We start from the raw sequence: 26,632 nt of genomic DNA, 5'->3' as shown, positions 1-26,632 counted from the left end.
GCGCTATACAGTGTTCCAACAACTATTCTCAATAGCACCGTGACAGACAAGGCAACCCAATGAAAGAGCCATTAGACAACAGTTTTTCTACCCACACCCCAATGATGCAGCAATATCTGCGTCTGAAAGCCGAGAATCCGGATATTTTGCTGTTTTACCGGATGGGGGATTTTTATGAGTTGTTTTATGACGATGCCAAAAAAGCAGCGCAGTTGCTGGATATTTCCCTGACTAAACGTGGCAGTTCCGCCGGGCAGCCGATTCCGATGGCAGGGGTGCCGTATCATGCGGTGGAAGGCTATTTGGCGAAGTTGGTACGCCTAGGCGAATCGGTGGCGATTTGTGAGCAGATCGGCGACCCAGCAACGAGTAAAGGTCCGGTCGAACGGCAGGTGGTGCGGATAGTCACGCCCGGAACCGTCAGTGACGAAGCCCTATTGCCAGAACGCCAAGATAATCTGATTGCAGCGGTTTATCAGCATAAAGTGCGGTTTGCTTTGGCAACATTAGACATGACTTCGGGGCGTTTTCAAATCAGTGAACACGACAACCAAGCTAGTCTACAAGCGGAATTGCAACGGCTATCGATTGCCGAGCTGTTATATGATGAAGAGTTCAGCGAAATGGCGTTGTTAGAGGGACGCAGGGGGTTACGGCGGCGTCCGATTTGGGAGTTTGAGCTGAATACCGCACTTCAGTTATTAAACCGCCAATTCGGTACTAAAGATCTGAAAGCCTTTGGTGTGGAAAATGCGAGCTTGGGGCTGTGTGCCGCCGGTTGCCTGCTGCATTATGCTAAAGAGACCCAACGCACCGCTCTGCCGCATATCAATGCAATCAGTCTGGTACAAAGCAGCGAATTTATCGTTCTTGATGCTGCTACACGGCGTAATTTAGAGCTGACGCAAAATTTGTCAGGCGGCAGCGAATATACTTTGGCATGGGTGCTGGATCACTGTGTCACCCCGATGGGCAGCCGTTTATTGAAGCGTTGGATTCATCAGCCGATTTGTGATATTGCCCAGCTGCAAAAACGGCAGCAAGCGATTGCAGCTATTTTACAGCACGATTTAATTGCTGATTTGCAGCCATTATTGCGCCAAGTGGGTGATATGGAGCGGATTTTGGCGCGCGTAGCGTTGCGTTCGGCACGACCGCGCGATCTCACCCGTTTACGCAGTGCGCTTGAACAAATTCCGCTGATCAAAAATCAACTCAATGCGCACAATTCGCCACAACTAACCGCACTTTGCCGCTTAATCGACGATTTTGCCGAATTATGCGAACTGTTACGACAGGCATTGGTCGAAACACCGCCGTTATTGATTCGTGACGGTGGCGTGATTGCGCCGGGTTACCATGCCGAGCTGGACGAATGGCGCGAGTTGTCCGCCGGTGCAACCCGATTTTTGGACGAATTGGAAGCACGCGAACGTGAGGCGACCGGGATTGACACCCTAAAAATCGGCTTTAATGCGGTGCACGGTTACTATATTCAGATCAGCCGCGGACAGGCGGAGCGCGCGCCGATACATTATGTGCGCCGTCAAACCCTGAAAAATGCCGAACGCTATATTATCCCCGAACTGAAAACCTATGAAGACAAGGTGCTGAAAGCCAAAGGCGCAGCGCTAGCATTGGAAAAACAGCTATACGACGAACTATTTGAACGGCTGCTACCGCACTTGGGCGACCTGCAACTGGCGGCGCTGACCTTGGCGCAGTTGGACGTGTTCAGCAACTTAGCCGAACGCGCACAAACCCTGAATTACAGCCGTCCGCAATTTGCTGAGCAGATCGGCATTGCGATTGAAAATGGTCGTCATCCTGTGGTCGAGCAGGTGATGAGCGATCCGTTCATTGCTAATCCGTTGCAACTCAGCTCCGAACGCCATCTTTTGGTAGTAACCGGCCCGAATATGGGCGGGAAAAGCACTTATATGCGGCAAACGGCGTTGATCGTGTTGATGGCGTATATCGGCAGTTTCGTGCCGGCGCAAAGTGCGGTTATCGGCCCGATTGATCGGATTTTCACCCGCATTGGTGCGTCAGACGACCTTGCCTCAGGGCGTTCTACGTTTATGGTGGAAATGACCGAAATGGCGAATATCCTGCATCAAGCCGGAGCAAAAAGCTTAGTGCTGATCGACGAAATCGGACGCGGTACCTCGACTTACGACGGCTTGGCGTTGGCATGGGCGTGCGCCGAATGGCTGGCGAAAAAATTGCGTTCTCTGACTTTGTTCGCCACCCACTATTTCGAATTGACCGTATTGCCGCAGCAATTCGAAGGCGTATTCAACGTGCATTTGGACGCCTTGGAACACAACGATAGCATCGCATTTATGCACGCAGTACAAGATGGCGCCGCCAGCAAAAGTTACGGCTTGGCGGTAGCAGCGTTAGCAGGGGTGCCGAAAAGCGTGTTGAAGCTGGCAAAGCAGAAGCTCAATCAACTGGAACGCTTATCGCAACAGACGGGTGATCACAAGCTACAGCAGTTGCGTGAACTGAGCCAAATGCAGGCGGAACTACCGTTAGTCGAAGAAGATGAAGGCAAAAGTGCGGTGTGGCAAATGCTGCAACAGCTTGATCCGGATGATCTCAGCCCGAAACAAGCACTGACTTATCTGTATCAATTGAAAACCTTGGTGAAAGGCTAAAATAATTGATTTTGATAGTAAAAGTAGTGGCGGATTATATATCCGCCCGAACCGCACTTTGCATTTTTTATTTATAGATTAAATGCATTGTGAATGCTGACCCTGCATTACGACTCGTGGATTTTCTGGGTTAATTTGCATGGCGATATGATCAGAATCAACCACAATTTGCACACTATCTTGGTTAAATCCACGCAAGGTGCTTTTGCCAGCACCGTTGGTGCCGCAGTAGAAAATCGCAAGATTATTTTGCTTTGGCATATTCAATTACCACTTCCGTTCCATCTGGATAATGATCGACAATATTTCCATTTGGGCGTTTAAACGTCAGCACTTCGCGCTTTTTCTTGTCGTCCATCCATGCTTTGAATTGAATATGCAACTGGCGTTGATGCTCGGAAATTTGTTGATTGGTCATTTGCGTTCTCCAATGGCTCATGTCGTTCAGTAATGGGTGAGGGCGTTGTTCATTATATACCTGAAGACAGCCTATTATCAGTATTCTGAGCCTATTCGATTTTGGAATAGTTGCGAAATAATTTCGGTAGTTTCATACCGATTTTAGTGGCGAGGTAGGTGCAGGTGCAAAAGCCAATTAGCCCACTGGTGAGCATATTTAATGCGGTAATCAGACTAGCAATAGCCAAAATGGGCTAATAAAAAGTGGGCTGGCGTGTAAACCCAAAAGTAGGGTCTGGTGATGTTTGGGCAATAAAAAAATCCCTCTGGTTTATGCTGATACCAAAGGGATTCCACATTCGCAAAGTACGGTCAACGCAAAGTGCGGCCAGCTTAGCTGGCTACAGCGATTTTTTTCATATCTTTCATATAGTCACGCAGCACTTTACCGACTTTTTCGATTGGGTGGTTGCGGATGGCTTCGTTGACATCACGCAGGCGGACGTTGTCGATTTCATCGGAAACCACTTTCTCACCCAAGTCACCGCGCACCAAGGTCGGTACCAATTTTTCGCGCAGAATCGGGTCGGCAGCAAAAGCGAACAGGTAGTTGCCGTATTCGGCGGTGTCGGAAATCACTACGTTCATTTCATACAGACGTTTACGCGCGATGGTATTGGCGATTAACGGCAGTTCGTGCAGCGATTCATAATAGGCGGACTCTTGCAAAATTCCGCTCGCCACCATGGTATCAAACGCCAATTCTACGCCGGCTTTAACCATGGCTACCATCACCACGCCATTGTCGTAGTACTCTTGTTCGCTGATTTTGCCCTCATATTTCGGTGCTTTTTCAAAGGCAGTTTGCCCAGTTTGCTCACGCCACGTCAGCAAATTCACGTCGTTATTCGCCCAGTCCTCCATCATCACGCGCGAGAATGTGCCGCTGATAATATCGTCCATGTGTTTTTCAAATAGAGCTTGCAACAAGCCTTTGATCTGCTCGGATAGTTCGTAAGCACGGATTTTGGCACTGTTGGACAGGCGATCCATCATCAACGTGATCCCGCCTTGTTTCAGCGATTCCGTGATGGTTTCCCAACCGAATTGAATCAATTTGGCAGCATAGGCCGGATCTTTACCTTCAGCCACCAATTTATCGTAACAAATCAGAGAGCCGGCTTGCAGCATACCACACAGAATAGTTTGTTCGCCCATTAAGTCAGATTTCACTTCTGCCACGAAAGAGGAAGCCAAACAGCCAGCACGGTGACCGCCGGTCGCCGCTGCCCAAGCTTTGGCAATTGCCCAGCCTTCGTTTTGCGGATCATTTTCCGGGTGGACGGCGATCAACGTCGGCACGCCGAAACCGCGCTTATACTCTTCACGCACTTCCGTGCCCGGACATTTCGGCGCCACCATCACGACTGTGATGTCTTTGCGGATTTGTTCGCCCACTTCGACGATATTCAAGCCGTGTGAATAGCCCAATGCCGCACCTTGTTTCATCAACGGCATCACCGCTTGCACCACCGCAGAGTGTTGTTTGTCCGGCGTCAGGTTGATCACTAAATCCGCAGTGGGAATCAGATCTTCATAAGTGCCGACTTTAAACCCATTTTCGCTGGCACAGGTGAACGAAGCGCGTTTTTCATCAATCGCTTGCTGACGCAAGGCATAGCTGACATCCAAGCCGGAATCGCGCATATTCAAACCTTGGTTCAAACCTTGCGCACCACAGCCGATAATCACGATTTTTTTGCCTTTCAGATAATTGGCTTCATCAGCAAACTCTTCGCGCGCCATAAAACGGCAGCGCCCCAATTGATCCAGCTGCTGACGCAGATTCAGGGTATTAAAATAGTTAGACATGGGTTTTCCTCAGTTTAAGGGTAAATAACAGGTTGTCCCCAATGGACAAGTGCGGTCAGTATAGTCTAAAATCCTGATTGCGAAAATTGATATTATTACAATCTATAGTTGCATTTTTTGCAAATAGTTTTAGCAGCGATAGGGAGAGATGATGAACGAAATCCAATTTTTAATTTACGACAACAGCGAACATACAGAAGTCTTGGTGCAAGATGAAACCCTGTGGGTAACACAAAAAAATATTGCTCAGCTGTTTGGAGTAGCAAAATCAACGGTGAGCGAACACCTAAAAAATATCTTTGATAGCGGTGAGCTTGAGCAAAGTTCAGTTGTTCGGAAAATCCGAACAACTGCTGTAGATGGAAAAAACTACCTGACGACATTTTATAATCTTGATGCCGTCATCTCTGTCGGCTACCGAGTCAATTCTAACAAAGCCACTAAATTCCGTATTTGGGCAAGCGAGATTTTAAAGGCCTATATCCAAAAAGGCTTTATCGTTGATATCGATCGCATGAAGCACGGTGAAAATGCCTTCGGTAAAGATTATTTCCGTGAATTGCTGGAAACCGTTCGCTCAATCCGCGCTAGCGAGCAACGGATTTGGAAGCAACTAACCGATATTTTTGCTGAAATTTCCTATGATTATGATAAAAATTCGGAAATTACCCGTCAATTCTACGCCAATGTGCAAAACAAATTTCACTACGCCATTACAGGACAAACCGCAGCAGAAATTGTTTATCACCACGCAGATCAACACAAAACTCACATGGGGCTAACTACATGGAAAAATGCTCCAACTGGGCGGATTTTGCAATCTGATGTGGTGGTGGCAAAAAATTATCTATCGGAGCAGGAAATCAAAAAACTAGAACGCAATGTTTCTGCTTATTTTGATTATGTTGAACGCCTACTAGAAGACGAGTATCTATTAAGCATGCAGGATTTTGCCAAAAGTATTGATGATTTTTTGAGTTTTAACCGTTATGAGATTTTACAAGATAGCGGCAAAATCAGCCACAAACAAGCCACGCAAAAAGCCGTTGAAGAATACCGAGCATTTAATCGACAGCAAAAAATTACGTCGGATTTTGAGCAATTTATTAAACAATTGGATAAATAATAAGCCTGTTAAAACCCTAGCTGAATAATTGAAAACAAAGTGCGGTCACGATGAACTTTCAAGAGATAAAACTGTTTCTGGATTTGGTGGAAAAACGGAATTTCAACCAAACGGCACTACAAAATCATATGAGCCCGTCTACCCTTTCGCGCCAGATTCAAAAAATGGAAGCCGAGCTGAAACAACCGCTGTTTTTACGCGACAACCGCCAGGTCAGCCTGACCGAAGCCGGTGAGCAGTTTTTACAGTTCGCACTACCGGCGTGGCAGCGCTGGCAGCAAATCAAAATTCAGTTGCAGCCGATTCAACAAGAGCTGAGCGGCGAGTTGAAACTGTTTTGTTCAGTCACCGCGGCTTACAGCCATCTGCCGCCGATTCTGGAAGCCTTTCGGCGCCAATACCCGAAAGTCGAAATCAAACTAACCACCGGTGACCCCGCCAATGCGTTAGAGCAAGTGCGGTCACAGCAGGCCGATTTGGCATTGGTCGGCAAGCCGCTGAAATTGCCTGACAATATTGATTTCCACTTTATCGACCATATCCAACTCTGCTTGATCGCACCACGTGTTGCTTGCCCGTCCACACGCTTATTGCAGCAGCAACCGATTGATTGGGAACAGATCCCGTTTATTTTGCCGGTCGCCGGGCCGGTGCGTGAGCGCATCGATCTGTGGTTCAAGCAGATGAAATTCAAACAGCCAAAAATTTATGCCTCGGTCAGCGGGCATGAGGGTATTGTGCCGATGGTAGCACTGGGTTGTGGCGTGGCGCTGCTGCCGGACATCGTAATCAAAAACAGCCCGATGAACGGGCAGGTTTCTTATCTGGATCTGCCTCTGTCCGCCAGTGCCTTTGAACTGGGGGTTTGCGTACAAAAAAAACGCTTGCAGCAGCCGTTGATTGCCGCATTTTGGTCGGTTTTGACCGATGCCAGCCCATCACTAAAATAAACTGTGTCGAAGCGGTATTAAAGTGCGGTTTAAACTTTCGTCAATCTAGTAAATCCGTTATCATCTCTGCACTTATCAGACCAGATAACATTTCAAAAGGATACCGCTATGAGTCAATACACACTAGCCCAAACCAAACAAGGCAAAACCCTGTCTTTAACCGCCAAAATGGCCAATCGTCACGGCTTGATTGCCGGAGCGACTGGCACCGGCAAAACCATCAGTCTGCGCAAACTGGCAGAAGCCTTCAGTGACGACGGTGTGCCCGTGTTTTTGGTCGATGTCAAAGGCGATATTTCCGGTTTAGTCAAAGCCGGGGAGCTGCAAGGCAAAGTGGCAGAACGCATTGAGCAGTTTGGCTTGGGCGGCGAAAGCTATTTGAGCGGTTATCCGGTCTCATTTTGGGACGTATTCGGCGAGAGCGGCATTCCGCTGCGCACTACGATTTCCGAAATGGGGCCTTTGTTGCTGTCGCGGCTGTTAAACCTGAACGCCACCCAAGAGGGCTTGCTGAATCTGGTGTTCCGTGTAGCAGACGACAAAGGCTTGCTGCTGATTGATTTGAAAGATTTGCGTGCGATGTTAAAACACGTTGCCGACAATGCCGCCGCATATCGGGTGGAATACGGCAATGTGTCCGCCGCCAGTGTGGGGGCGATTCAGCGTTCACTGTTAACGCTGGAGAACGAGGGTGCAACCAAGCTATTCGGCGAACCGGCGCTGAATTTGGACGACTGGCTGCAAACCCGTGACGGCAAAGGCGTGATCAATATCCTCAATTCCGAAAAACTGATCAACTCCAGCCGCATGTACGGCGCCTTTTTGCTGTGGCTGATGTCGGAATTGTTTGAAAATCTGCCGGAGGTTGGCGATCCGGATAAACCAACATTTGTGATGTTTTTTGATGAAGCGCATTTGCTGTTTGACGGTGCGCCAACCGCACTTGTGGAGAAAATCGAGCAAGTAGTGCGTTTAATCCGTTCCAAAGGCGTCGGGGTGTATTTTGTCACGCAAAACCCGCTCGACTTGCCCGACAGCGTGCTGGGGCAATTGGGCAACCGGATTCAACATGCGCTGCGTGCTTTTACCCCGCGCGATCAAAAAGCAGTTAAATCCGCCGCCGAAACTTTCCGCACCAATCCTGATGTCAATGTGGTGGAAGCGATTACCGCACTGGGTGTTGGCGAGGCGTTGGTTTCATTCCTCGATGAAAAAGGCATGCCAACGCCGGTGGAAATCGCCTATATCTATCCGCCGAAAAGCCAGTTGAAACCGATCAGCGCCGAGCAACGTATTGCATGGGTGAAAGATGACGAGTTATATCCGTTCTACCGCGATGAAGTCGATAACGAATCGGCATTTGAAGTGCTGAACGCCGAGCAGCAGAATCTGGAAGCAGTGGCGCAGAAACAAGCAGAGCAGGCGCAACAGGAAGACAGCAGCCTGTTCGGCAGCCTCAGCCGTATGATCTTCGGCACTAAAAAACGTGGCGAACAACTGACGGTCACCGAGCAACTGGTCAGCAGTGTCAGCAAAAGTGTCGGTCGTAATATCCGCAACCAAATCTCCCGCCAAATTGTGCGTGGCATTTTGGGGGCGTTGAAGAAATAAGTAATCGCTTTAATCCTTCTCCCTTGATGGGAGAAGGTGCCTGAAGGGCGGATGAGGGTGAAACATAGGATCACAGCACTGCACCCTGCCCCCTCATCCTGATTTTTGCTTCTGAACGAAGCTAAAATCTGTCCTTCTCCCACAAGGGGCGAAGGAGTTCTAACAACTACGTTCCAGCGTTTTCACCAACTCAATTGCCAGCACATTATTCCCTTCTCCCTTGATGGGAGAAGGTGCCCGAAGGGCGGATGAGGGTGAAACATAGGATCACAGCACTGCACCCTGCCCCCTCATCCTGATTTTTGCTTCTGAACGAAGCTAAAATCTGTCCTTCTCCCACAAGGGGCGAAGGGCAAGGCAAGTGACAAATTTGTGCCAGCATCGCTCCGTGCTGTGGGCAGGTTATTTCGGATAAACCCAATCAGCTAAAATCGGTTCGTGGTCAGACAACGGTGTGCCATCAGGGGTGAAGGCAGACAGAATTTCACGGTGGGAGCATTGGATCGCTTTGGCACAGAACCAATCCAATTTTTGTTGTCGATCCTGGCGCAGGGTGATTCTTGATTGATGTGTCGTCACGCCGAGGGGATTCGCCTGCCAGTGATAGCCCACCTGTTCCATTGTCGCAAACAACGGTTCCGCATGGTGATCTAAACCATCGGCAAGGTTGTTGCCACTGTTTAAGTCACCACCGATAATCACCGGTAAATCAGGGCGAAACTGCTGACAGGCTTGTGCAAGAGTGCGCATTTGTTGTTCTCGATAAGCTAAATCCTGATTAACGTTGCTTTCCAAATGGGTGCTGACCACTAACAGATTACCTTGTGAAGTTGCCACTTCTGCCAACAATGCCATACGTCCGCCGATGCGGGCTTCGCCGAAGTGATTACCCACTTTTTGTCCGCTAAACCAGTGTCCGTGATCATCAAAACGCAGCATCGCCGCCGATTTAAACGGTACTTTGCTGAGAATCGCATTGCCGTGCCAGCCTTTATCATTGAAATCATCGCTTGCTAATTTGCGCTCGATTTCACTGCCTAAATCCAGCTCCAGAAACTCGACAGCGTACAGATAATACATATCCAGCTCTTGCGCCAATGCCTGTGTGGTGTGGCGTTGTTGCGTGCGCGCCATGCCGTTGTCCATTTCTGACAACAGCACAATATCCGGTTGATATTGACGCAGCAACACCGCACTTGCATTCACATCGAGACAACGTTCCAGATTCCAAGCAATCACACGAAACTCGGTAGATAAGCGCTGTGCATTTGCAGCATTTCCGCATTCAATGCAATGCATACAAGGCAGTTGCATATAGTGGCGATGCACCTCACTGCTGCGCTCTGCCTGCAAAATTTCACGCAAGGTAGCTTCAGACACCGCTGGCAATTCAGAACAGAGGCGGGTAATTAACGTAATGTCTTGCTTTGTCATCTTCACCGCCTTAAGGATTGATATTATCTTGATAAATTGCCTGTCCGCTTTCGGCATCAAACAGGTAGATGTCGCTGCTGGCAACGCTGAAATACAAGGTTTCGTCGGCGGTAATATCACGCATTTCAGTCACTGCCAATAGTGGTTGCGAACCTAAACTGCCGTGAATCACCCGTTGTGCGCCCAGATCTTCAACCACCTTGACCGCCAGCAAAAACGGGTTTTCCACCATCGGTGGCTGGCGTGACAATTGGATTTTTTCCGAACGGATTCCGATTTTGACCGCTCTTCCCTGCCAATTTTCAGGCAATGCGAATGCCGGTTTGAAGTAGTGCCCGCTTGGCAGCCGCAGCATATTTTGCTGCACACTGGCATCTAAAATATTCATCGCCGGTGAGCCCATAAACGTTGCCACAAACAAATTTTGCGGACGGTGATAGATCGCTTGCGGCGTACCGATTTGCTCAACCTTACCGCGATTGAGAATCACGATTTTATCCGCCATCGTCATCGCTTCCACCTGATCATGGGTGACATACACCGCAGTCGTTTTCAAACGTCGCTGTAATGCTTTGATTTCCAAGCGCATGGTGTTACGCAGTTTGGCATCCAGATTGGATAACGGCTCATCAAACAAAAACAGTTTCGGTTCACGCACAATCGCCCGTCCCATTGCCACTCGCTGCCGCTGACCGCCGGAAAGCTCTTTCGGTTTGCTGTGCAGATACTCACTTAACTGTAACATTTTTGCGGTAGTTTCTACCCGTTTTTGAATTTCCGCTTTTGGGTACTGACGGTTAATCAAGCCATACGCCAGATTTTTAAACACCGTCATATGCGGATACAAGGCGTAGTTTTGAAACACCATTGCGATGTTGCGATCTGCAGGTTCCAAATCATTAATGCGTTCGTCTGCCAACAAAATATCGCCTGACGTAATCGACTCTAGCCCGGCAATCATGCGTAACAAGGTCGATTTGCCACAACCGGACGGCCCAACAAACACCACAAACTCACCGGTTTCAATACTGATATCGGCATGTTGCGTTGCCACTTTGCCGTTAGGATAAATTTTACTGACATTTCTGATTTCTAATGCGGACATCGTTTTTCTCTCGTTTATTTGTCGGAATCAACCAAACCTTTGATAAACCATTTTTGGAACAGCACCACCACCAATACCGGCGGTGCAATCGACAATACTGCCAAGGCAAAAGCGCGGTTGTATGCCGGAATTTTGCCGTCGTCCAACACATTGATAATGTCTTTAATCCCCAACAGCAAGGTTTTGAAACTGTCATCGGTGGTCATTAAAATCGGCCATAGATACTGATTCCAACCGACCACGAACATAATAATGAAAATCGCGGCAATCATCGCTTTTGACAACGGCAATAAAATATCGATGAAAAAGCGCCAAGGTCCGGCATTATCCATTTTGGCGGCTTCGATCAGCTCGTCCGGAATCGACAGAAAAAACTGGCGGAAGAAAAACGTTGCCGTTGCCGACGCAATCAGCGGTAAAATCAAGCCGGTGTAACTGTTGACCATGCCCAATTGTGCTACGATTTCGTAGGACGGAATGATCCGCACTTCGAGCGGCAACAGCAGCGAACTGAAGATAATCCAGAACAGGAATGTTCCCAGCGGGAAGCGGAAATAGACAATCGCATACGCTGCCAACATTGAAATGATGATTTTACCGATCGCAAAACCCAAGCCCAGAATCAGCGAGTTTTTTAGCATCACCAAACCGCTGGCACCTTCGATTTGCAGCGAGCTATCATTTAAAAAGACACTGGAGGAGCCGAACAGTAGATCACGATAAGTGCTGATAAATTCATCACCGAACCAAAATTGTATCCCGTTGCGCGCCAAATATTCAGCGCTGTGGGTGGACGACGTCAGCGCCAACCACACCGGCAGCATCAAAAAGATCACCCCACTGATTAAAATCAGATGATCAAAAAATTTTGTTTTCATCATTATTCCTCAAGCGTTGATCAATAGTGAATTTTCTTTTCTAAAAAACGGAACTGTACCACCGTCAGCAACATCACAAATACCATCAACAACACCGATTGTGCCGAACTACCGCCCAAATCTGCGCCAAGAAAGCCATCCTGATAGATTTTATACACTAAGGTTGAGGTTTCACCGCTTGGGCGACCGCGAGTCAAGGTGTCGATGATGCCGAAGGTTTCAAAAAAGGCGTAAGTAATGTTGATCACCAGTAAGAAAAACGTGGTCGGCGCCAGCAATGGAAAAGTGATCGTCCAAAAGCGCTTAGTACGACTTTTACAATCAATTGCCGCGGCTTCCTTCACCGAGTGCGGTATGCCCTGTAAACCCGCAATAAAATAAACAAAATTGACGCTGACCTGCTTCCAAACGGATACCAGCACCAACGCTAACGTCGCATCAAATGAATCCAATTTATGATCAAAATGCCATATCTGGTTAAACAGTTGGTACAGTGGCCCAACATGGGAATCAAACAGAAAAACTGCCAGCAAGCCCGCCACCGCAGGCGCAATCGCATAGGGCCAGATAATCAGGGTGTTATAACTGTTTTTGGCGCGAATCACTTGGTCGGCTTTCACCGCCAGCAGCAAAGCAAGCGCCAGTGAGAAAAAGGTGACTAACAGCGAAAACAGCAAGGTAAAGCGGAACGATTTGAAATAATTGGGATTTTTCAGCACGTCAATGTAGTTCTGTAAACCGACAAACGTCGAACTGAACCCGAACGGATCTTGTAAATAAAAGCTCATATTGACCGATTGCACTGCTGGCCAGACGAAAAATACGGCGATAATCAGTAGTTGCGGCGCAATAAAAAAATAGGGTAAAGCAGAGTGTTTAAAGGTTCTTTTATTCATATTCTGGTCCCAAAATAACAAGAACCGAGGTAGTTAGCGTTGTCGGCACTACCTCGGCTTAAAACCGCACTTGAACTTATTTCACCGTCTGCGCAAAACGCGACAGCAACTGATTACCGTCTTTTTCAATCACGCTCAACGCCTGATCAACCGTAGTTGCCCCTGTGAAGACTTTGGTTACTTCACTGCGGATCACTTCACGAATTTGTGGATAGAAGCCCAAACGGTAGCCCTTGGTCCACTCGCCGCTCGGCAGATTTAACTGCAAAATACCCGTTTCTGCCGCTGGTTCCTGCTGATAATAGCCTTCCGCTTTCACTTTTTCATAAGCGGCAGTGGTAATTGGCACATAACCGGTCTCTTTATGCCAGTCCGCCTGTGTTTGCGGCAAACTCAAGAATTTAAAGAAATCGGTGGTACAAGCATTTTGCTCTTGGGCTTTGCCTGCAAACGCAAACAATGCCGCACCGCCGATAAAGGTGTGATATTCCTGACCTTTGGTGATCGAATCCCAATACGGCAGGTAGGTCGTGCCAAATTCAAAATCCGCTTGTGATTTGATTCCGCCGAAAGAACCGCTGGAGCCTAGCCACATCGCCACTTCACCTTTCTCAAACGGGGTTTGGTTATCGCCCCAGCCTTCGCCGTAGTAGCCATAGTAGCCTTTGTCTTTCCACTCTTTGAATTTGCTTAATTGCATTTTCATTTCAGGATTGTGGTAATTCAATTTGCTTGCCGGACCGTCGAAACCGTTATTCAAATCCGCTAATGGCAGATTGTTACGTGAATGGAAACTTTCAAACAAAATCCACGGCGAATGGGATTGCGAAAGTGCGGTATAACCCGCTTGTTTTAACTTCTCGGCAATCGCTTCAAACGCTTCCCAAGTTTTTGGCGGCTGCACCCCGGCTTTTTCCAATGCAGCTTTGTTGTAATACAAAATTGCTGCCGAAGAATTGAACGGCATACCGATCATTTTGCCCTGACTGTCGGCATAGAAATTACGCACGCCCGGCAGATAATCGTTTTTATCAAATTCAACGCCGCTTTCAGCAAACAGATCCGCCACCGGAATCAAAGCTCCTTTAGCATTGATGATTGTTGCAGAACCGGCATCATAAACTTGAATGATATTCGGCGCTTGTTTGGCACGGAAGGCGGCGATACCTGCGGTTAAAAGTTCTTCGTAGCTGCCTTTATAAATCGGATCGATTTTGCACTGGTTTTGTGAAGCATTGTAGCCTGCCGCCATCTTATTGACCGTTTCCCCCAGCTGTCCACCCATGGCGTGCCACCAAGTGACATTCGTAGCTGCGCTAGCAGAAAAAGAGACGGTTGCGCTGGCAAGTGCGGTAAGCAAAATTGACTTTTTTAACATAAACAATCCTTTTATGAATGGTATGCGAAATAACATTGACTCAACATTGAGCGAGGTTACTCTAACAAAGAATTGTTACATTTTTATGACTGTTAAAATTTGGCTAACCGCATACCATCTGCATAATTTAGGGCAAAATTACATATCATCACATCTAGCAACATATAAATGCATATTAATAAATATATTAAAATATCTTGTGATAATGTCTCACCGATCACAATAAATCTTCAGGCATATCGATACATATTAATGAATATCTTAAAATACTTTGCTACTATGACGTGGATCATTAATTAAGCTAAAATACATACCTTAAAATATTTAAGGCAGGATTATTCTATGGATGCAATCAAAAATCCTTTTGTTCCTGGCGCAGGCACATCACCGCCAGAACTTGCAGGACGTGAAGCCATTATTGAAACGGCAACCGTCAGTATCAAACGGGCAAGTTTGGGCAATCAAAGCCGATCGCAAATGCTACTGGGGTTGCGTGGTGTAGGGAAAACGGTATTACTTAACCATTTAGATGATATTGCACAACAAAACCAGCACATTACCAGCTTTATTGAAGCCAATGAAAATATTAATTTAATTGAAGTGCTTCAATCTGAAATCCAACAAGTTCTGAAGAAGTTATCCCGAATTGAAGCAATTAAAGACAAAGCCATGCGTGGCTTTTCCGTGCTTAAATCATTTTTATCGAATTTTAATTTTGAAATTAGTGGGATCTCTATTGAAATCGAACCAGAACTAGGCAGTGCCGACAGCGGCAAACTGGAATCCGATCTTTCTGAACTTTTTGTCGTCCTTGGAGAGTTGGCAAAAGAAGGCAAAAAACCATGGACTATTCTGATTGATGAAGTGCAATACCTGAACAAAACTGATTTAGCGGCGTTTATTGTTGCACTACATAAATGTAATCAAAAAAATCTACCGATTTTATTTTTTGGTGCCGGACTACCACAAGTTGCCGCAATGTCTGGCGATGCAAAATCTTATGCTGAACGACTGTTTAGTTACCCTTCTATCGGTGCATTAACCGAAGCCGAAGCCGCTAAAGCGATCAAAAATCCGATTGAACATTTGGGTGAATCCATTTCCGATAAAGCATTAGCTTTGATTTATCAAAAAACAAAAGGCTATCCTTATTTCCTGCAAGAGTGGGGTTCACAAGTTTGGGATCATGCTATTAGCGGTTCAACAATCTCAAAAACTGATGTTATCAATGCATCGCAACAGGTTTTTGATCATTTAGATCACGGTTTTTTTAGTGTCCGTTTGGATCGATTAACGAATGCTGAACGAGATTATGTAATTGCGATGGCATCATTAGGCAATGGCCCTTACAAAACACCTGAAATTGCCGCTATTCTCGGCAAGAAAAATTCTGCATTGAGCAATGTAAGACAGGGTATTATTAATAAAGGGATGATTTACAGTCCAACTTATGGCGAGTTACATTTTACTGTCCCATTGTTTGACGATTTTTTAAGACGAACTTTTGTACAACACCATTTTATTCAAAGAACAATATAACCAATTTGGAGTTGCTGTGAAATTATTTAAACGTTTGTTATTCACCGGAAAGATCACCCGTTTGCTACTGCTTGGTTGCACTGTATTACTGCCAGCACTTCCCCTAAAAGCGCTGGCTCAAGGGCAAACCGTTTTACTACGGGTGCAAGGCATCGACAACCCAGAATTGAGCAAGAATGTTCGAATTTATCTATCGCAATTGAGTAATGATGAAGCCGACGGTTCGGAACGTTATCAATATTTAGTGCGACAAACCATTGAAAATGCATTGCGGGCATTGGGCTATTTCAATAATCAGATTGAGTTTCAACTGCAACCACGCCCAGCGCCAGCCAAAGATCTGCTGTTTGCCAACGTTACTTTGGCAAAACCGGTGAAAAATGCACAACCGGAAATCCAAATTTTAGGCGATGCCGCACAGGATCCGGAATTTATCAAACTGAACCAAACCTTGCCCGCCGTGGGCTCGGTGCTGAATCAAGGCAGCTATGACGCCTACAAATCCGGTCTGCAAAATTTAGCTGCCAAACGGGGCTATTTTGATGCAGATTTTGTGTTGTCTCAGTTACTCGTCAGCCCCGACGAACACAAAGCAGTGTGGCATATCGTGTTCAACAGTGGTGAACGCTACCGCTACGGCGATATCAGTTTTTCCCATTCGCAAATTCGTGAAGATTATCTGCGTAACATGTTGTCAATTGAACGTGGTGAGCCTTATCTGATTAATGATCTTTCCACCCTGACAGCCAACTACACCGCCAGCAATTGGTTCAGTTCGGTATTGCTGGAACCGCACTTGGATGCGGCTGCCAAGCAGGTTGATTTAGGCGTGCTGCTGCGTCCGAAAAAGAAAAACAGCATTGAATTGGGAATTGGTTATTCCACCGATGTGGGACCGCGTTTACAAATCGGCTGGAGCAAGCCTTGGATCAACAGCCGTGGTCACAGCTTCCGCAGTAACTTGTATCTGTCGGCACCACAACAAACGGTTGAAGCCACTTATCGCGTTCCACTGCTATCCAACCCGATGAATTATTATTACGAGTTTTCCGGTGGTATGGAGCGAGAAAACAACAATGATACCAAATCCAGCACCATTACGCTCGCCGGTTTGCGCTACTGGAATCACAGCAGCGGTTGGCAATATTTCGCTGGTCTGCGTGCTCGTTATGACGACTTCACCCAAGCGGATATTTCGCACAAAACCTTGTTGCTGTACCCGACCGTCGGCTTCAACCGGACTCGACTGCGTGGCGGCATGTTCCCGACATGGGGTGATGCACAGAATCTGACCTTTAATATCGGGCGCAAAATGTGGGGCTCAGATGTGGACTTTTTCAGCGTGCGCGCCTCTTCTGCCTGGATCCGTACCTATCAGACCAACCACCGCTTCCTGACCCGCTTTGAAATCGGCTATCTGAATACCAATGAGTTGGAACGGATTCCACCGGCATTACGCTATTTTGCCGGCGGCGATCGCAGTATTCGTGGTTACGGCTATAAAAAAGTGTCGCCGAAAGATGAAGAAGGCAAGTTGATCGGCGCTTCACGCATGGCAATCGCCAATTTTGAATATCAATATCAAGTCTATTCCGACTGGTGGGCGGCGGTATTTTATGACACCGGCTTGGCGGCGAATAGTTTCTCCAGCGCCGAACTGCGCTCCGGTGCCGGCGTTGGTGTACGCTGGGCATCACCGATCGGTGCGGTCAAATTTGATATTGCGACCCCGATTCGTGATAAAGACAATAGCAAAAATATCCAATTTTACATCGGCTTAGGCACGGAGTTGTAATGAACACAAAACATCACCCAACACAACAGTCCGAACAACAACCAGATCAAACAATAGAAAAAACAGCCCCCGATCACGCTGAAACGACTAGTGCGCCAGCTAAACGCAAAAAGTGCGGTTGGCGCAAGTGGCTGTGTGCTATTCTCGGCTTATTGTTGGCTTTGGTGCTGGGATTAATGGCCTTATTGAGCAGCGGTTACGGTCAGCGTGGCTTGTTAAAACTGGCAGACAAGTGGCTGGACGAGCTGAAAATCGAACAAGTCAGCGGCAATTTAAGCGACGGCTTGCTGTTGCACAATCTGGGATATCACAGTCAAGGCATCTCAGTTTCGGTGGCGCAAGCACGTGCGCAGTTACAATTTTCTTGTTTGTGGCAACGCCGTTTGTGCATTGATGATGTCAGCCTGCAACAGGTCAATGTCGGGATCGATACCGCACTTTTACCACCGTCCGACGAGAGCCAGCCTGCGTCGAGTGAAATGCGACGTATCACGCTGCCGCTTGGGATTGAGGTGAACAATGTCAGCTTAAGTGAGGTCAACACCCAAGTTGACAATATGCACGTGGCGTTAAATCGCTTCCAAACCGCACTTTCGTTAAATAATCAACAGGGGCTGACTATTCAACCAACTGAAATTCAACAGTTGCTGGTCACGATGTCAGGAGACAAAACGCAACAAGCAACACATGAAACCACTCAAGCCGAAAACAGCACAGCACCGATTGACTGGCAAGCGCTGCAACAGCAGCTGACAAAACCACTATTCGCTGAGCTTCAGCAGGTCATTCTGCCATTTGATATTCATCTGTTGGGGCTGCACGGTCGTGACTGGCACTATCTCGAACAGCGTGAAAACGGATTGAACATCGCCATTCCGACAGTCGATCTGTTGGCTGATGCCAGCGGCGAGCAAGTACAACTGCAACAACTGAAAATCAACAGTGATCTGCTCGACCTCAATGGGCAAGGCTCGATCACCTTGGCACAGGATTTTCCGCTGAATGTCCAAATTGATGCAGATATTTATCCATTGCTGCAAAACGAAGTGTTGTTGCTGCCACAAAGTGCGGTCAAGCTGCGCTTAGACGGCGCATTAAAACAAACCACTGTATTACAGCTTGAAACCCAAGGGGCAGCCGATCTGCAACTCGACGGACAATTTCAACTGAATCAAGCGAACAATCCGTTTCAAATCCATCTAACTAGTCCGTTGTTGCGCTATCCATTTACCGATGCCGAACAAACAACGGGCGCACCACCGCCGCAAGTGCGGTTACAAAATCTGGATTTACAGCTGCACGGCGATTTGGCGCAATACCACATTGCATTATCCGGACAAGCTGACGGGCAAGATATTCCGCCAGCCAATCTCCAGTTGAACGCACAGGGTACGATTGCCGATCTTCAGATTCAACAACTGTTGGTCGAGGCTTTCAAAGGCAAGCTGGATCTGCAGGGTAACCTGGCATGGCGTAACGGCGTAACGTGGCAAAGTGCGGTCAAACTGGACGGCATTGATACTCGCGATTATCTGCCGGAATGGAAAGCGCTATTGAACGGCGGGCTGCAAACACAAGGTGCGGTCAACGGCGAACAGTGGCAAGTGCAGTTGAGCGATGTGGCAATTAACGGACGTTTGAATAATCAAACATTGCAATTGAGCGGCAACCTGCAAAGCCGTAACGAACAATTGCTGAATGCAGATCAACTGAAGTTGGTCTATGGCAACAATACCATTCTGTTAAACGGTCATATTGACCAACAATCCAACCTACAAGCCGATATTGATGCGCCGAATCTGGCAGGGCTGTTGCCACAATTATCGGCTTCGTTAAACGGTCGCATCAACGTTCAGGGCAGCGTGCAAAAACCGTCTGCGGATATTGATCTCATCAGCAAAAATATTGATTATCAGGACTTCCAACTGCGCAATTTGAGTGTCAAAGGCAAAATTGATATGGACGAAATAATTGCCGGTGCACTGTACCTCAATTTGAACTCGTTTCAATATGGCGACATCAAGCTGCAACAAACCAAATTGATTGCCGAAGGCAACGAAAAAAATCATAAGCTGAACCTGCGCACGGGCGGCGATCCGGTATCGGGTACCTTGAATATTTACGGCAGTTTTGATCGCGCTAGCGAACTTTGGCAAGGTACTTTAAGCCAAATTCGCCTGAACTCACCGGTCGGTGACTGGCGCAATAACCAAAACCTGCAACTCAGTTTTAATGCTGCCAAAACCGAAGCCGATATTTCTGCACACTGTTGGGTCAACCAACAAGCACAGCTCTGTTTTCCACAGCCGTTCAAAGCCGGCATTCAGGGCGACATTCCGTTTGAGTTGAAACAGATCAATCTGGCGATGGTCAACAGTTTTTTAGAAAAAAACAGCCAAGCATCCGGCATCGTCAACGGCAAAGGCAGTGTCGCTTGGTACAGCGACAAACCGTTTCAATTGGCGCTGGCACTCGACAGCAACGAACTGGGCTTTAAACAGCGGATCGATTACCGCACTTTCCAAATTACGCTGAATAATTTGAATATCAATAGCCAAATTCAGGACAATAACCTGACCTTAAAGGCACAAACCGACATCAATCGACAAGGAAAATTGGTAACCAATTTGACGATTGGCGATCTGGCGACAAGCCGTCAGTTGTCTGGCGACATTCAATTACAACGTTTCAATTTAAACCTGCTCAGCCAATTGTTAGCCAAAGGCGAGTCGATTAACGGCAATATTAACAGTAACTTAAAGCTGGGTGGCAATTTACAAGCGCCGTTACTGCACGGCAATTTTAATCTGGATTCACTACGCGCCAAAATGTATGCAATGCCGTTTGCTATCAGCGACGGGCAGCTTAACCTGACGTTTAATGGCACCAACTCAACCCTCAATGGCGTCATAAAAACGCCGGATAGCCAATTAAATCTGACTGGCTCCGCTTCTTGGCGCTCGCTGGAGCAATGGCAAGCACAAATTGCCGCACAAGCCAATCGCTTCCGGCTCGATTTACCCGGAATCGCCAAAATTGATGTCAGCCCGAATGTGGAAGCCAAAGTCACACCACAGCTCTTAAGTCTGACTGGCAATGTTGATGTGCCTTGGGCGCGCATTGAAATCGAGGAACTGCCGGAAAGTGCGGTCGGCAACAGCAGTGATTTGGTGATTGTCGATAACAAAAATCGGGCAGCGATCCGTCAAGCGTTGCAAACATCAACCCTTCAGCAACAAAATGGCATGTTGATCTCCTCCAATATTATGCTGAATATCGGCAATGATGTATTGCTGGACGCCTACGGTTTGAAAGCCAACCTGAACGGAACGTTATCTGTGCGCCAAGAGAAAATGCTAGGGCTATACGGACAAGTGAATATTCAAAATGGGCGTTACGCCTCGTTCGGGCAAGATTTATTGATACGGCGCGGACAAATCAGCTTTTCCGGCTTAGCATCACAACCGTTCCTCAATATCGAAGCCATTCGTAACCCAGAAGCGATGGAAAACAGCAAAGTCGTTGCCGGGATCAAAGTGACCGGTATCGCCGAACAACCGGATGTAGTCGTGTTCTCCGAACCGGGCATGTCGCAAGACGAAGCATTGTCATATCTCTTAACAGGGCGTGGCTTAAGCAGCAGCGGTGATTCAGCTTCCAGTGCCTCAATTGGCGCCGCCATGTTGGGCTTAGGGCTTGCCAAAAGCGGGAAACTGGTGGGTGGCATCGGCGAAGCCTTTGGCATCAGCGATTTATCCTTAGATACCGCCGGCATCGGCGACAGTTCGCAAGTGGTGGTCAGCGGTAATATAACCCCTCGCCTGCAAGTAAAATATGGTGTTGGTCTGTTTCAGCCATTGGCAGAGCTGACTTTACGTTATAAGATATTACCACAACTCTATTTACAATCGGTTTCAGGGGTGAACCAAGCATTTGATTTGCTGTACCAATTCGAATTTTAAAACTAAAGCGTGCTAACACGCTGTATTATAAAAATAGTCAAAAGGAGAAAACATGTTATCACTGGCAATCGATGAAAGCAGCTACACCTCGAAGGAGCTGAGCTGGTTGGCGTTTAACGAGCGAGTGCTGCAAGAGGCCTATGATGAAAGCAATCCGTTGTTGGAGCGGATTCGCTTTCTGGGCATTTTTGCCTCTAATCTGGACGAATTCTATCAAGTGCGGTTCGCCAATCTCAAACACAAATTGCTGATTATTCGTGGGCAGGAATCGCAGCCCGCCAAACAGATTCGCAGCCAATTGGAGGTGATTCAGCAGCGCACCGAAACCCTAAACAAGCAGTTTAATGAAATTTACAGTCGGCTAATGTTACGCCTGGCGAAACATAAAATCTTTTTGATTAACGAAACCCAGCTCTCCCCCTATCATCAAAACTGGCTGAAAACCTATTTTAAACAGGAGATAAAACCCTATATTTTCCCGATTATTCTGAATGAAGACATCGATTTATTAACTTCGCTCAGCGCACATAACTCCAACCTAATCATTGAGTTAAAGAAAAATAAGAAAATTCAGACACTGGCCATTTTGCCGATTCCCTCCGATCCGATTCCACGCTTTATTGTGTTGCCGAAAGAGCGGTATAAGCGCCATCAAGGGATTGTATTATTGGATAACGTGCTGCGTTTCTGCCTGGAAGATATTTTTGATACTGAAATTTTTAATTACGACGAAATCAGTGCCTATTCAATCAAAATGACCCGTGATGCGGAATATGATTTGATCACTGAAGTGGAATACAGCCTGCTGGAATTGATGTCCTCCAGTCTGAAACAGCGAGTGACTGCACAGCCGGTACGTTTTCTATATGAAAAATCCATGCCGAAAGCCTTGCTAAAAATGCTAAAAAGGCGATTAAATATCAGTAAGTTAGATTCGGTTGAAGCCGGTGGACGCTATTTAAGTTTTAAACACCTGCTACAATTTCCGGATTTAGGTAATAAAGAGCTGGTGAATGCGCCGCTGTCGGTGATTGTGCATCCGCAATTAAAGCATGCACGCACGATTTTGGAAGCCATCAGTAAAAAAGATATTTTGCTATACTATCCATATCACAGTTTTAACACCATTTGTGAGCTGTTGCGTCAAGCTTCATTTGATCCGAAAGTTAGCGCGATTAAGATTAATCTGTATCGAGTAGCGAAAAAATCGCGTGTGATTGAAGCCTTGATGAACGCTGCCAACAATGGTAAACAAGTGACGGTGATTATCGAGTTGCAGGCACGGTTTGATGAAGAAGCCAACATCAACTGGGCGAAACGTTTGACCGACAGCAATATCAAAGTGGTGTTCTCCTCACCGGGTTTTAAAATCCATTCCAAACTGTTTCTCATCACCCGACGTGAAAACGAACAACTGGTTGATTACGCCCACATCGGCACCGGTAACTTCCACGAAAGTACCGCGCGGATTTATACCGACTTTGCTCTGCTGACCAAAAACAGTAAGATCAGCGAAGAGGTAAAACGAGTCTTCCGTTTTATCGAAATGCCATTCAGCCCAACCAAATTCAGCCATTTACTAGTCTCCCCAATCAACGTCAGAAATCGCCTGTCTGCATTGATCAATCGTGAAATCAAACATGCTCAAGCCGGAAAAAAGAGCGGTATTATTTTAAAAATCAATAATTTGGTTGATCAAGAGATTGTGGATTTATTATATACCGCCAGCCAAGCCGGGGTGAAAATTCGCATGATTTTACGCGGTATGTGCTCGTTGCGTGCTGGGGTCAATGGACTGAGCGAAAATATCCAGATCATCAGCATCATCGACCGTTTTTTAGAACATCCTCGAGTCTATTATTTTGAAAACGACGGCGATCCAGACGTGTATATCTCCTCCGCCGACTGGATGACTCGAAATTTAGATCGCCGCATTGAAGTCGGTGCGCCGTTGCTGGACGCCGATGCCAAACAGTGTGTGATCGATATTTTAAATCTTCAGTTATCAGATAATACAAAAGCGCGTATTATTGATGCGGAAGAGAAAAATAAATATGTTCGTAACAATCAACCGCCTTGCCGTTCGCAATTGGCTATCCATAATTATTTACTGAACCAATCTAACGAAAAAATCAAAGAGTAAGCCCTATGAACCAACAAACCACCACCGAATCGAATGCAAAAGAGTTTGCCGCCATTGATTTAGGCTCCAACAGTTTTCACATGATTATTGTGCGTATCGTCAATGGATCGATTCAAGTTTTATCCCGCTTAAAACAACGGGTACAACTGGCGCAAGGACTGGATGACAAGCAGCAACTCAGCCGTGAAGCGATTGAACGTGGCGTGGCTTGTCTTGCCCTATTTGCCGAAAGGTTGCAAGGCTTTCCGACGGAAAATGTCAGAGCAGTCGGTACATACACGCTGCGTCGTGCCGTCAACAACGAGGAGTTTTTGACAGCAGCAGCACAAGTCTTTCCGTTCCCGATTCGGATTATCTCCGGCACCGAAGAAGCTAAATTGATCTATTCCGGTGTGTCACACACCCAACCGGAGAACGGACGTAAACTGGTGGTGGATATCGGCGGTGGCTCGACTGAAATGATTATCGGCGAGGGCTTTAATCCGCTGATCGCCGAAAGCCGCCACATGGGCTGTGTCAGTTTTGGCAAAACCTATTTTGGCGACGGTAAAATCAGCAATAAAAACTTCAACCAAGCCAAACAGGCTGCACTGTCCAAAATTGAAGATCTGTCTTGGGAATATCGCCATTTGGGCTGGCAATCCGTGCTGGGTTCTTCCGGCACCATCAAAACCGTCAGTCAGATTATTGCAGAAAACTTCAATAACGACGGGGTTATCACCGCTGAAAATCTGCAACAACTTATCGAACGGGTACTCAAATTCGACAGTTTCGATAAACTAAAAATTGCCGGTCTAACCGACGATCGCATCAGCGTATTTGTGCCCGGCTTAGCAATCCTAAGTGCAGTATTCGAAAACTACCGCATCGAACAAATGCGCTATTCCGATGGTGCGTTGCGCGAAGGCGTGATGTATGGACTGGAAAGCAGCTTTCAGGTGGACGATATTCGCGAGCGTACCGTCAACAGCCTAATGGAGCATTTCAACGTTGATCAAGATCAAGCACTGCGAGTTGCTGACACTGCCGTGCTGCTTGGACAAAAATACGCACGCTGGCGCAATCCGGATCTGGTTGCCGATATGCAAAATATCTTACTCTCCGCCGCCTTACTGCACGAAGTCGGCATTGCCATCAACCACAGCGGTGTACAAAAACATTCAGCCTACATTTTGCAAAACAGCGAACTGCCCGGTTTCGACCGTAGCCAACAACGCCTGCTGGCGACGCTCACCCGGTTTCAGATCAAATCCTTTAAACTGAGTGACCTGACGCCACAAGACAACCGTTATGAAGTTCAGGACATATTAGCTTTGATCATCTTGCTGCGGCTTGCCCTGATCATCAACCGCTCCCGCCGCGCCACCGAACTCACCGATAAATTCACGCTAGATGTCAGCAGTGATTTAACACATTGGGAATTAGAGTTCGAGAATGGCTACTTAGACCGCAACCCCCTGACCCAAAGCGAACTCAGCGACGAAAAAACATTCCTGAGCAGTTTGAATACCCAGTTGGCGTTTAAGTGATTCGGTATAGGGCGGATAATCTCCGCCTTATTCTATTTAAAATAGTTTTTCGCATTATGGAAACAGATATTGCTGACCATATTGCCCAGCAGATCCAAATCATTCGGCGCTTCGCCTTTTTCGACCCATTGTCCTAACATTTCGCACAGAATGCGGCGGAAATATTCATGTCGGGTGTAGGATAAAAAGCTGCGCGAATCAGTCAACATACCGACAAATTGGCTCAGTAAGCCTAATTGCGAGAGCTGTTGCAGCTGGCGCTCCATGCCGTCTTTTTGATCGTTAAACCACCAACCGGAACCGAACTGAATTTTGCCGCCGACACCACCGCCTTGGAAATTGCCGATCATGCTGGCGATCATCTCGTTATCACGCGGATTGAGGCAGTAAATAATGGTTTTCGGCAAGTTGTCCGTTTGATCCATGCTGTCGAGCAAGCGTGACAACGGTTCGGCAAAAGTGCGGTCGGCAATCGAATCAAAACCAGCATCAGCCCCCAACAGCTTAAACATCCGGCTGTTATTGTTGCGCAGTGCGCCGATATGCAGCTGCATCACCCATTGACGTTGCTGATATTGCTGCCCCAGCCAGACTAAAACTGCCGTGCTGAATTGCGCAATTTGCAATTCACTTAGTGGCTGATTATTTCTGCGCAACTGTAAAATCCGATCCAGCTCTTTTTCTGCCGGAATCGACGCAAAGCGCAAAATTTCAATGCCATGATCAGCGGATTTACAGCCGTGCCGATCAAAGTGATCCAGACGGCTCAACAGCGCCTGTTGCAGATCGGCAAAGGTCACGATGTCAATATCGCTGACTGCGCCCAGTTCGGCTAAATAGTCGTTAAAGTGCGGTAGCTCGATTTTAAACGCTTTATCTGGACGGAAACTCGGCACGACGTCGATATCGAACGTCGAATCAGCGGCAATAGCTTGATGATATTGTAGGCTATCAATCGGATCGTCGGTGGTGCCGACCAGTTTGACATTCATCTGTTGCATAATGCCACGGGCGGTAAAACGGCTGTCTTGCAACATTTCATTACATTGCTGCCAAATTCGCTCGGCATTTTGCGGATTGAACAGTGTGTTTTCAATGCCGAACGGACGGCGCAGCTCCAAATGCGTCCAATGATAAATCGGATTACCGATACACAACGGCACGGTGTTTGCCCACGCCAGATATTTTTCATAATTGGATGCGTCACCGGTAATTAAGCGTTCTTCTACGCCGGCAGTGCGCAAGGCGCGCCATTTATAGTGATCGCCCGCCAGCCAAATTTCGCTTAAATCCTGAAACTGCCGATTTTCGGCAATCTCTTGCGGATTTAAATGGCAGTGGTAATCAAAAAT

The 26,632-nt window shown here is 47.2% G+C and carries 18 protein-coding genes; 9 read left to right on the top strand and 9 right to left on the bottom strand.

Annotated features, from left to right (window positions below; translation table 11 throughout):
* Positions 1-59: 59 nt before the first annotated feature.
* Complete coding sequence (gene mutS, locus FHQ23_RS01550; protein WP_139612751.1) at positions 60-2,663, top strand: DNA mismatch repair protein MutS; 2,604 nt, start codon at positions 60-62, stop codon at positions 2,661-2,663.
* 78 nt (positions 2,664-2,741) lie between these two features.
* Here mutS and FHQ23_RS01545 read toward each other — a convergent pair whose 3' ends face one another.
* The 3 genes from FHQ23_RS01545 to ilvC form a co-directional block, all read right to left on the bottom strand.
* The gene (locus FHQ23_RS01545; RefSeq protein WP_139612750.1) at positions 2,742-2,924 is read right to left on the bottom strand and encodes a hypothetical protein; all 183 of its coding nucleotides are present in this window, start codon (positions 2,922-2,924) and stop codon (positions 2,742-2,744) included.
* Positions 2,908-3,081, bottom strand: coding sequence for a hypothetical protein (locus FHQ23_RS12335; RefSeq protein WP_176552232.1), 174 nt, complete (start codon positions 3,079-3,081; stop codon positions 2,908-2,910). Before FHQ23_RS12335 ends, FHQ23_RS01545 begins: the two co-directional genes overlap by 17 nt.
* A 374-nt stretch (positions 3,082-3,455) precedes the next feature.
* Positions 3,456-4,934, bottom strand: a complete 1,479-nt coding sequence (gene ilvC, locus FHQ23_RS01540; RefSeq protein ID WP_139612749.1) for a ketol-acid reductoisomerase — start codon at positions 4,932-4,934, stop codon at positions 3,456-3,458.
* A 148-nt stretch (positions 4,935-5,082) separates the two neighbouring features.
* Between ilvC and rhuM the strand changes: the two genes are divergently transcribed.
* The 3 genes from rhuM to FHQ23_RS01525 all read left to right on the top strand — a co-directional run bounded on the left by rhuM (position 5,083) and on the right by FHQ23_RS01525 (position 8,621).
* A complete protein-coding gene (rhuM, locus tag FHQ23_RS01535; RefSeq protein WP_139612748.1) occupies positions 5,083-6,060 on the top strand; it encodes a RhuM family protein in 978 nt (325 codons plus the stop codon).
* Between the two features lie 50 nt (positions 6,061-6,110).
* Positions 6,111-7,010, top strand: coding sequence for an HTH-type transcriptional activator IlvY (gene ilvY, locus FHQ23_RS01530; protein WP_139612747.1), 900 nt, complete (start codon positions 6,111-6,113; stop codon positions 7,008-7,010).
* Positions 7,011-7,118: 108 nt separating this feature from the next.
* Positions 7,119-8,621, top strand: a complete 1,503-nt coding sequence (locus FHQ23_RS01525) for a helicase HerA-like domain-containing protein (RefSeq protein ID WP_139612746.1) — start codon at positions 7,119-7,121, stop codon at positions 8,619-8,621.
* Between the two features lie 402 nt (positions 8,622-9,023).
* On the opposite strand, the gene FHQ23_RS01520 is transcribed toward FHQ23_RS01525, so the two are convergent.
* The 5 genes from FHQ23_RS01520 to FHQ23_RS01500 form a co-directional block, all read right to left on the bottom strand.
* Positions 9,024-10,055, bottom strand: a complete 1,032-nt coding sequence (locus FHQ23_RS01520) for an endonuclease/exonuclease/phosphatase family protein (RefSeq protein WP_176552231.1) — start codon at positions 10,053-10,055, stop codon at positions 9,024-9,026.
* Positions 10,056-10,065: 10 nt separating this feature from the next.
* Positions 10,066-11,160, bottom strand: a complete 1,095-nt coding sequence (locus tag FHQ23_RS01515; protein WP_139612744.1) for an ABC transporter ATP-binding protein — start codon at positions 11,158-11,160, stop codon at positions 10,066-10,068.
* A gap of 14 nt (positions 11,161-11,174) precedes the next feature.
* Positions 11,175-12,038 (bottom strand): ABC transporter permease subunit, encoded by an 864-nt coding sequence (locus FHQ23_RS01510; RefSeq protein ID WP_139608062.1) that lies wholly within the window; start codon positions 12,036-12,038, stop codon positions 11,175-11,177.
* A gap of 20 nt (positions 12,039-12,058) precedes the next feature.
* A complete protein-coding gene (locus FHQ23_RS01505; RefSeq protein WP_139612743.1) occupies positions 12,059-12,934 on the bottom strand; it encodes an ABC transporter permease subunit in 876 nt (291 codons plus the stop codon).
* 76 nt (positions 12,935-13,010) lie between these two features.
* The gene (locus FHQ23_RS01500; RefSeq protein ID WP_139612742.1) at positions 13,011-14,312 is read right to left on the bottom strand and encodes an extracellular solute-binding protein; all 1,302 of its coding nucleotides are present in this window, start codon (positions 14,310-14,312) and stop codon (positions 13,011-13,013) included.
* Positions 14,313-14,654: 342 nt separating this feature from the next.
* Between FHQ23_RS01500 and FHQ23_RS01495 the strand changes: the two genes are divergently transcribed.
* The 5 genes from FHQ23_RS01495 (at position 14,655) to ppx (ending at position 25,280) form a co-directional block, all read left to right on the top strand.
* Positions 14,655-15,851: a DUF8462 domain-containing protein gene (locus FHQ23_RS01495; RefSeq protein WP_139612741.1), complete on the top strand. Its 1,197-nt coding sequence runs from the start codon at positions 14,655-14,657 to the stop codon at positions 15,849-15,851.
* Between the two features lie 88 nt (positions 15,852-15,939).
* On the top strand, positions 15,940-17,646 hold the full coding sequence (gene tamA / locus FHQ23_RS01490) for an autotransporter assembly complex protein TamA (RefSeq protein ID WP_267963592.1): 1,707 nt from the start codon (positions 15,940-15,942) through the stop codon (positions 17,644-17,646).
* Positions 17,646-21,608, top strand: coding sequence for an autotransporter assembly complex protein TamB (tamB, locus tag FHQ23_RS01485; protein WP_139612740.1), 3,963 nt, complete (start codon positions 17,646-17,648; stop codon positions 21,606-21,608). The genes tamA and tamB overlap by 1 nt, the downstream gene beginning before the upstream one ends.
* A gap of 52 nt (positions 21,609-21,660) precedes the next feature.
* A complete protein-coding gene (gene ppk1 / locus FHQ23_RS01480; protein WP_139612739.1) occupies positions 21,661-23,751 on the top strand; it encodes a polyphosphate kinase 1 in 2,091 nt (696 codons plus the stop codon).
* A 5-nt stretch (positions 23,752-23,756) separates the two neighbouring features.
* Positions 23,757-25,280, top strand: a complete 1,524-nt coding sequence (gene ppx / locus FHQ23_RS01475) for an exopolyphosphatase (RefSeq protein ID WP_139612738.1) — start codon at positions 23,757-23,759, stop codon at positions 25,278-25,280.
* 32 nt (positions 25,281-25,312) lie between these two features.
* On the opposite strand, the gene uxaC is transcribed toward ppx, so the two are convergent.
* Positions 25,313-26,632 (bottom strand): glucuronate isomerase (uxaC, locus tag FHQ23_RS01470; RefSeq protein WP_139612737.1); only part of this gene is annotated, 1,320 nt, incomplete at its 5' end.

The sequence above is a fragment of the Testudinibacter crocodili genome, assembly GCF_006228025.1.
Classification (GTDB): Bacteria; Pseudomonadota; Gammaproteobacteria; order Enterobacterales; family Pasteurellaceae; genus Chelonobacter.
The sequence above is the reverse complement of the archived record's forward strand: the minus strand, read 5'-3'. Positions and strand labels throughout refer to the sequence as shown.

Excerpts from the sequence above, each read along its gene's own strand:
- mutS (WP_139612751.1), top strand. The coding sequence starts at position 60 with ATGAAAGAGCCATTAGACAACAGTTTTTCTACCCACACCCCAATGATG.
- FHQ23_RS01545 (WP_139612750.1), bottom strand. The coding sequence starts at position 2,924 with ATGCCAAAGCAAAATAATCTTGCGATTTTCTACTGCGGCACCAACGGT.
- FHQ23_RS12335 (WP_176552232.1), bottom strand. The coding sequence starts at position 3,081 with ATGACCAATCAACAAATTTCCGAGCATCAACGCCAGTTGCATATTCAA.
- ilvC (WP_139612749.1), bottom strand. The coding sequence starts at position 4,934 with ATGTCTAACTATTTTAATACCCTGAATCTGCGTCAGCAGCTGGATCAA.
- rhuM (WP_139612748.1), top strand. The coding sequence starts at position 5,083 with ATGATGAACGAAATCCAATTTTTAATTTACGACAACAGCGAACATACA.
- ilvY (WP_139612747.1), top strand. The coding sequence starts at position 6,111 with ATGAACTTTCAAGAGATAAAACTGTTTCTGGATTTGGTGGAAAAACGG.
- FHQ23_RS01525 (WP_139612746.1), top strand. The coding sequence starts at position 7,119 with ATGAGTCAATACACACTAGCCCAAACCAAACAAGGCAAAACCCTGTCT.
- FHQ23_RS01520 (WP_176552231.1), bottom strand. The coding sequence starts at position 10,055 with ATGACAAAGCAAGACATTACGTTAATTACCCGCCTCTGTTCTGAATTG.
- FHQ23_RS01515 (WP_139612744.1), bottom strand. The coding sequence starts at position 11,160 with ATGTCCGCATTAGAAATCAGAAATGTCAGTAAAATTTATCCTAACGGC.
- FHQ23_RS01510 (WP_139608062.1), bottom strand. The coding sequence starts at position 12,038 with ATGAAAACAAAATTTTTTGATCATCTGATTTTAATCAGTGGGGTGATC.
- FHQ23_RS01505 (WP_139612743.1), bottom strand. The coding sequence starts at position 12,934 with ATGAATAAAAGAACCTTTAAACACTCTGCTTTACCCTATTTTTTTATT.
- FHQ23_RS01500 (WP_139612742.1), bottom strand. The coding sequence starts at position 14,312 with ATGTTAAAAAAGTCAATTTTGCTTACCGCACTTGCCAGCGCAACCGTC.
- FHQ23_RS01495 (WP_139612741.1), top strand. The coding sequence starts at position 14,655 with ATGGATGCAATCAAAAATCCTTTTGTTCCTGGCGCAGGCACATCACCG.
- tamB (WP_139612740.1), top strand. The coding sequence starts at position 17,646 with ATGAACACAAAACATCACCCAACACAACAGTCCGAACAACAACCAGAT.
- ppk1 (WP_139612739.1), top strand. The coding sequence starts at position 21,661 with ATGTTATCACTGGCAATCGATGAAAGCAGCTACACCTCGAAGGAGCTG.
- ppx (WP_139612738.1), top strand. The coding sequence starts at position 23,757 with ATGAACCAACAAACCACCACCGAATCGAATGCAAAAGAGTTTGCCGCC.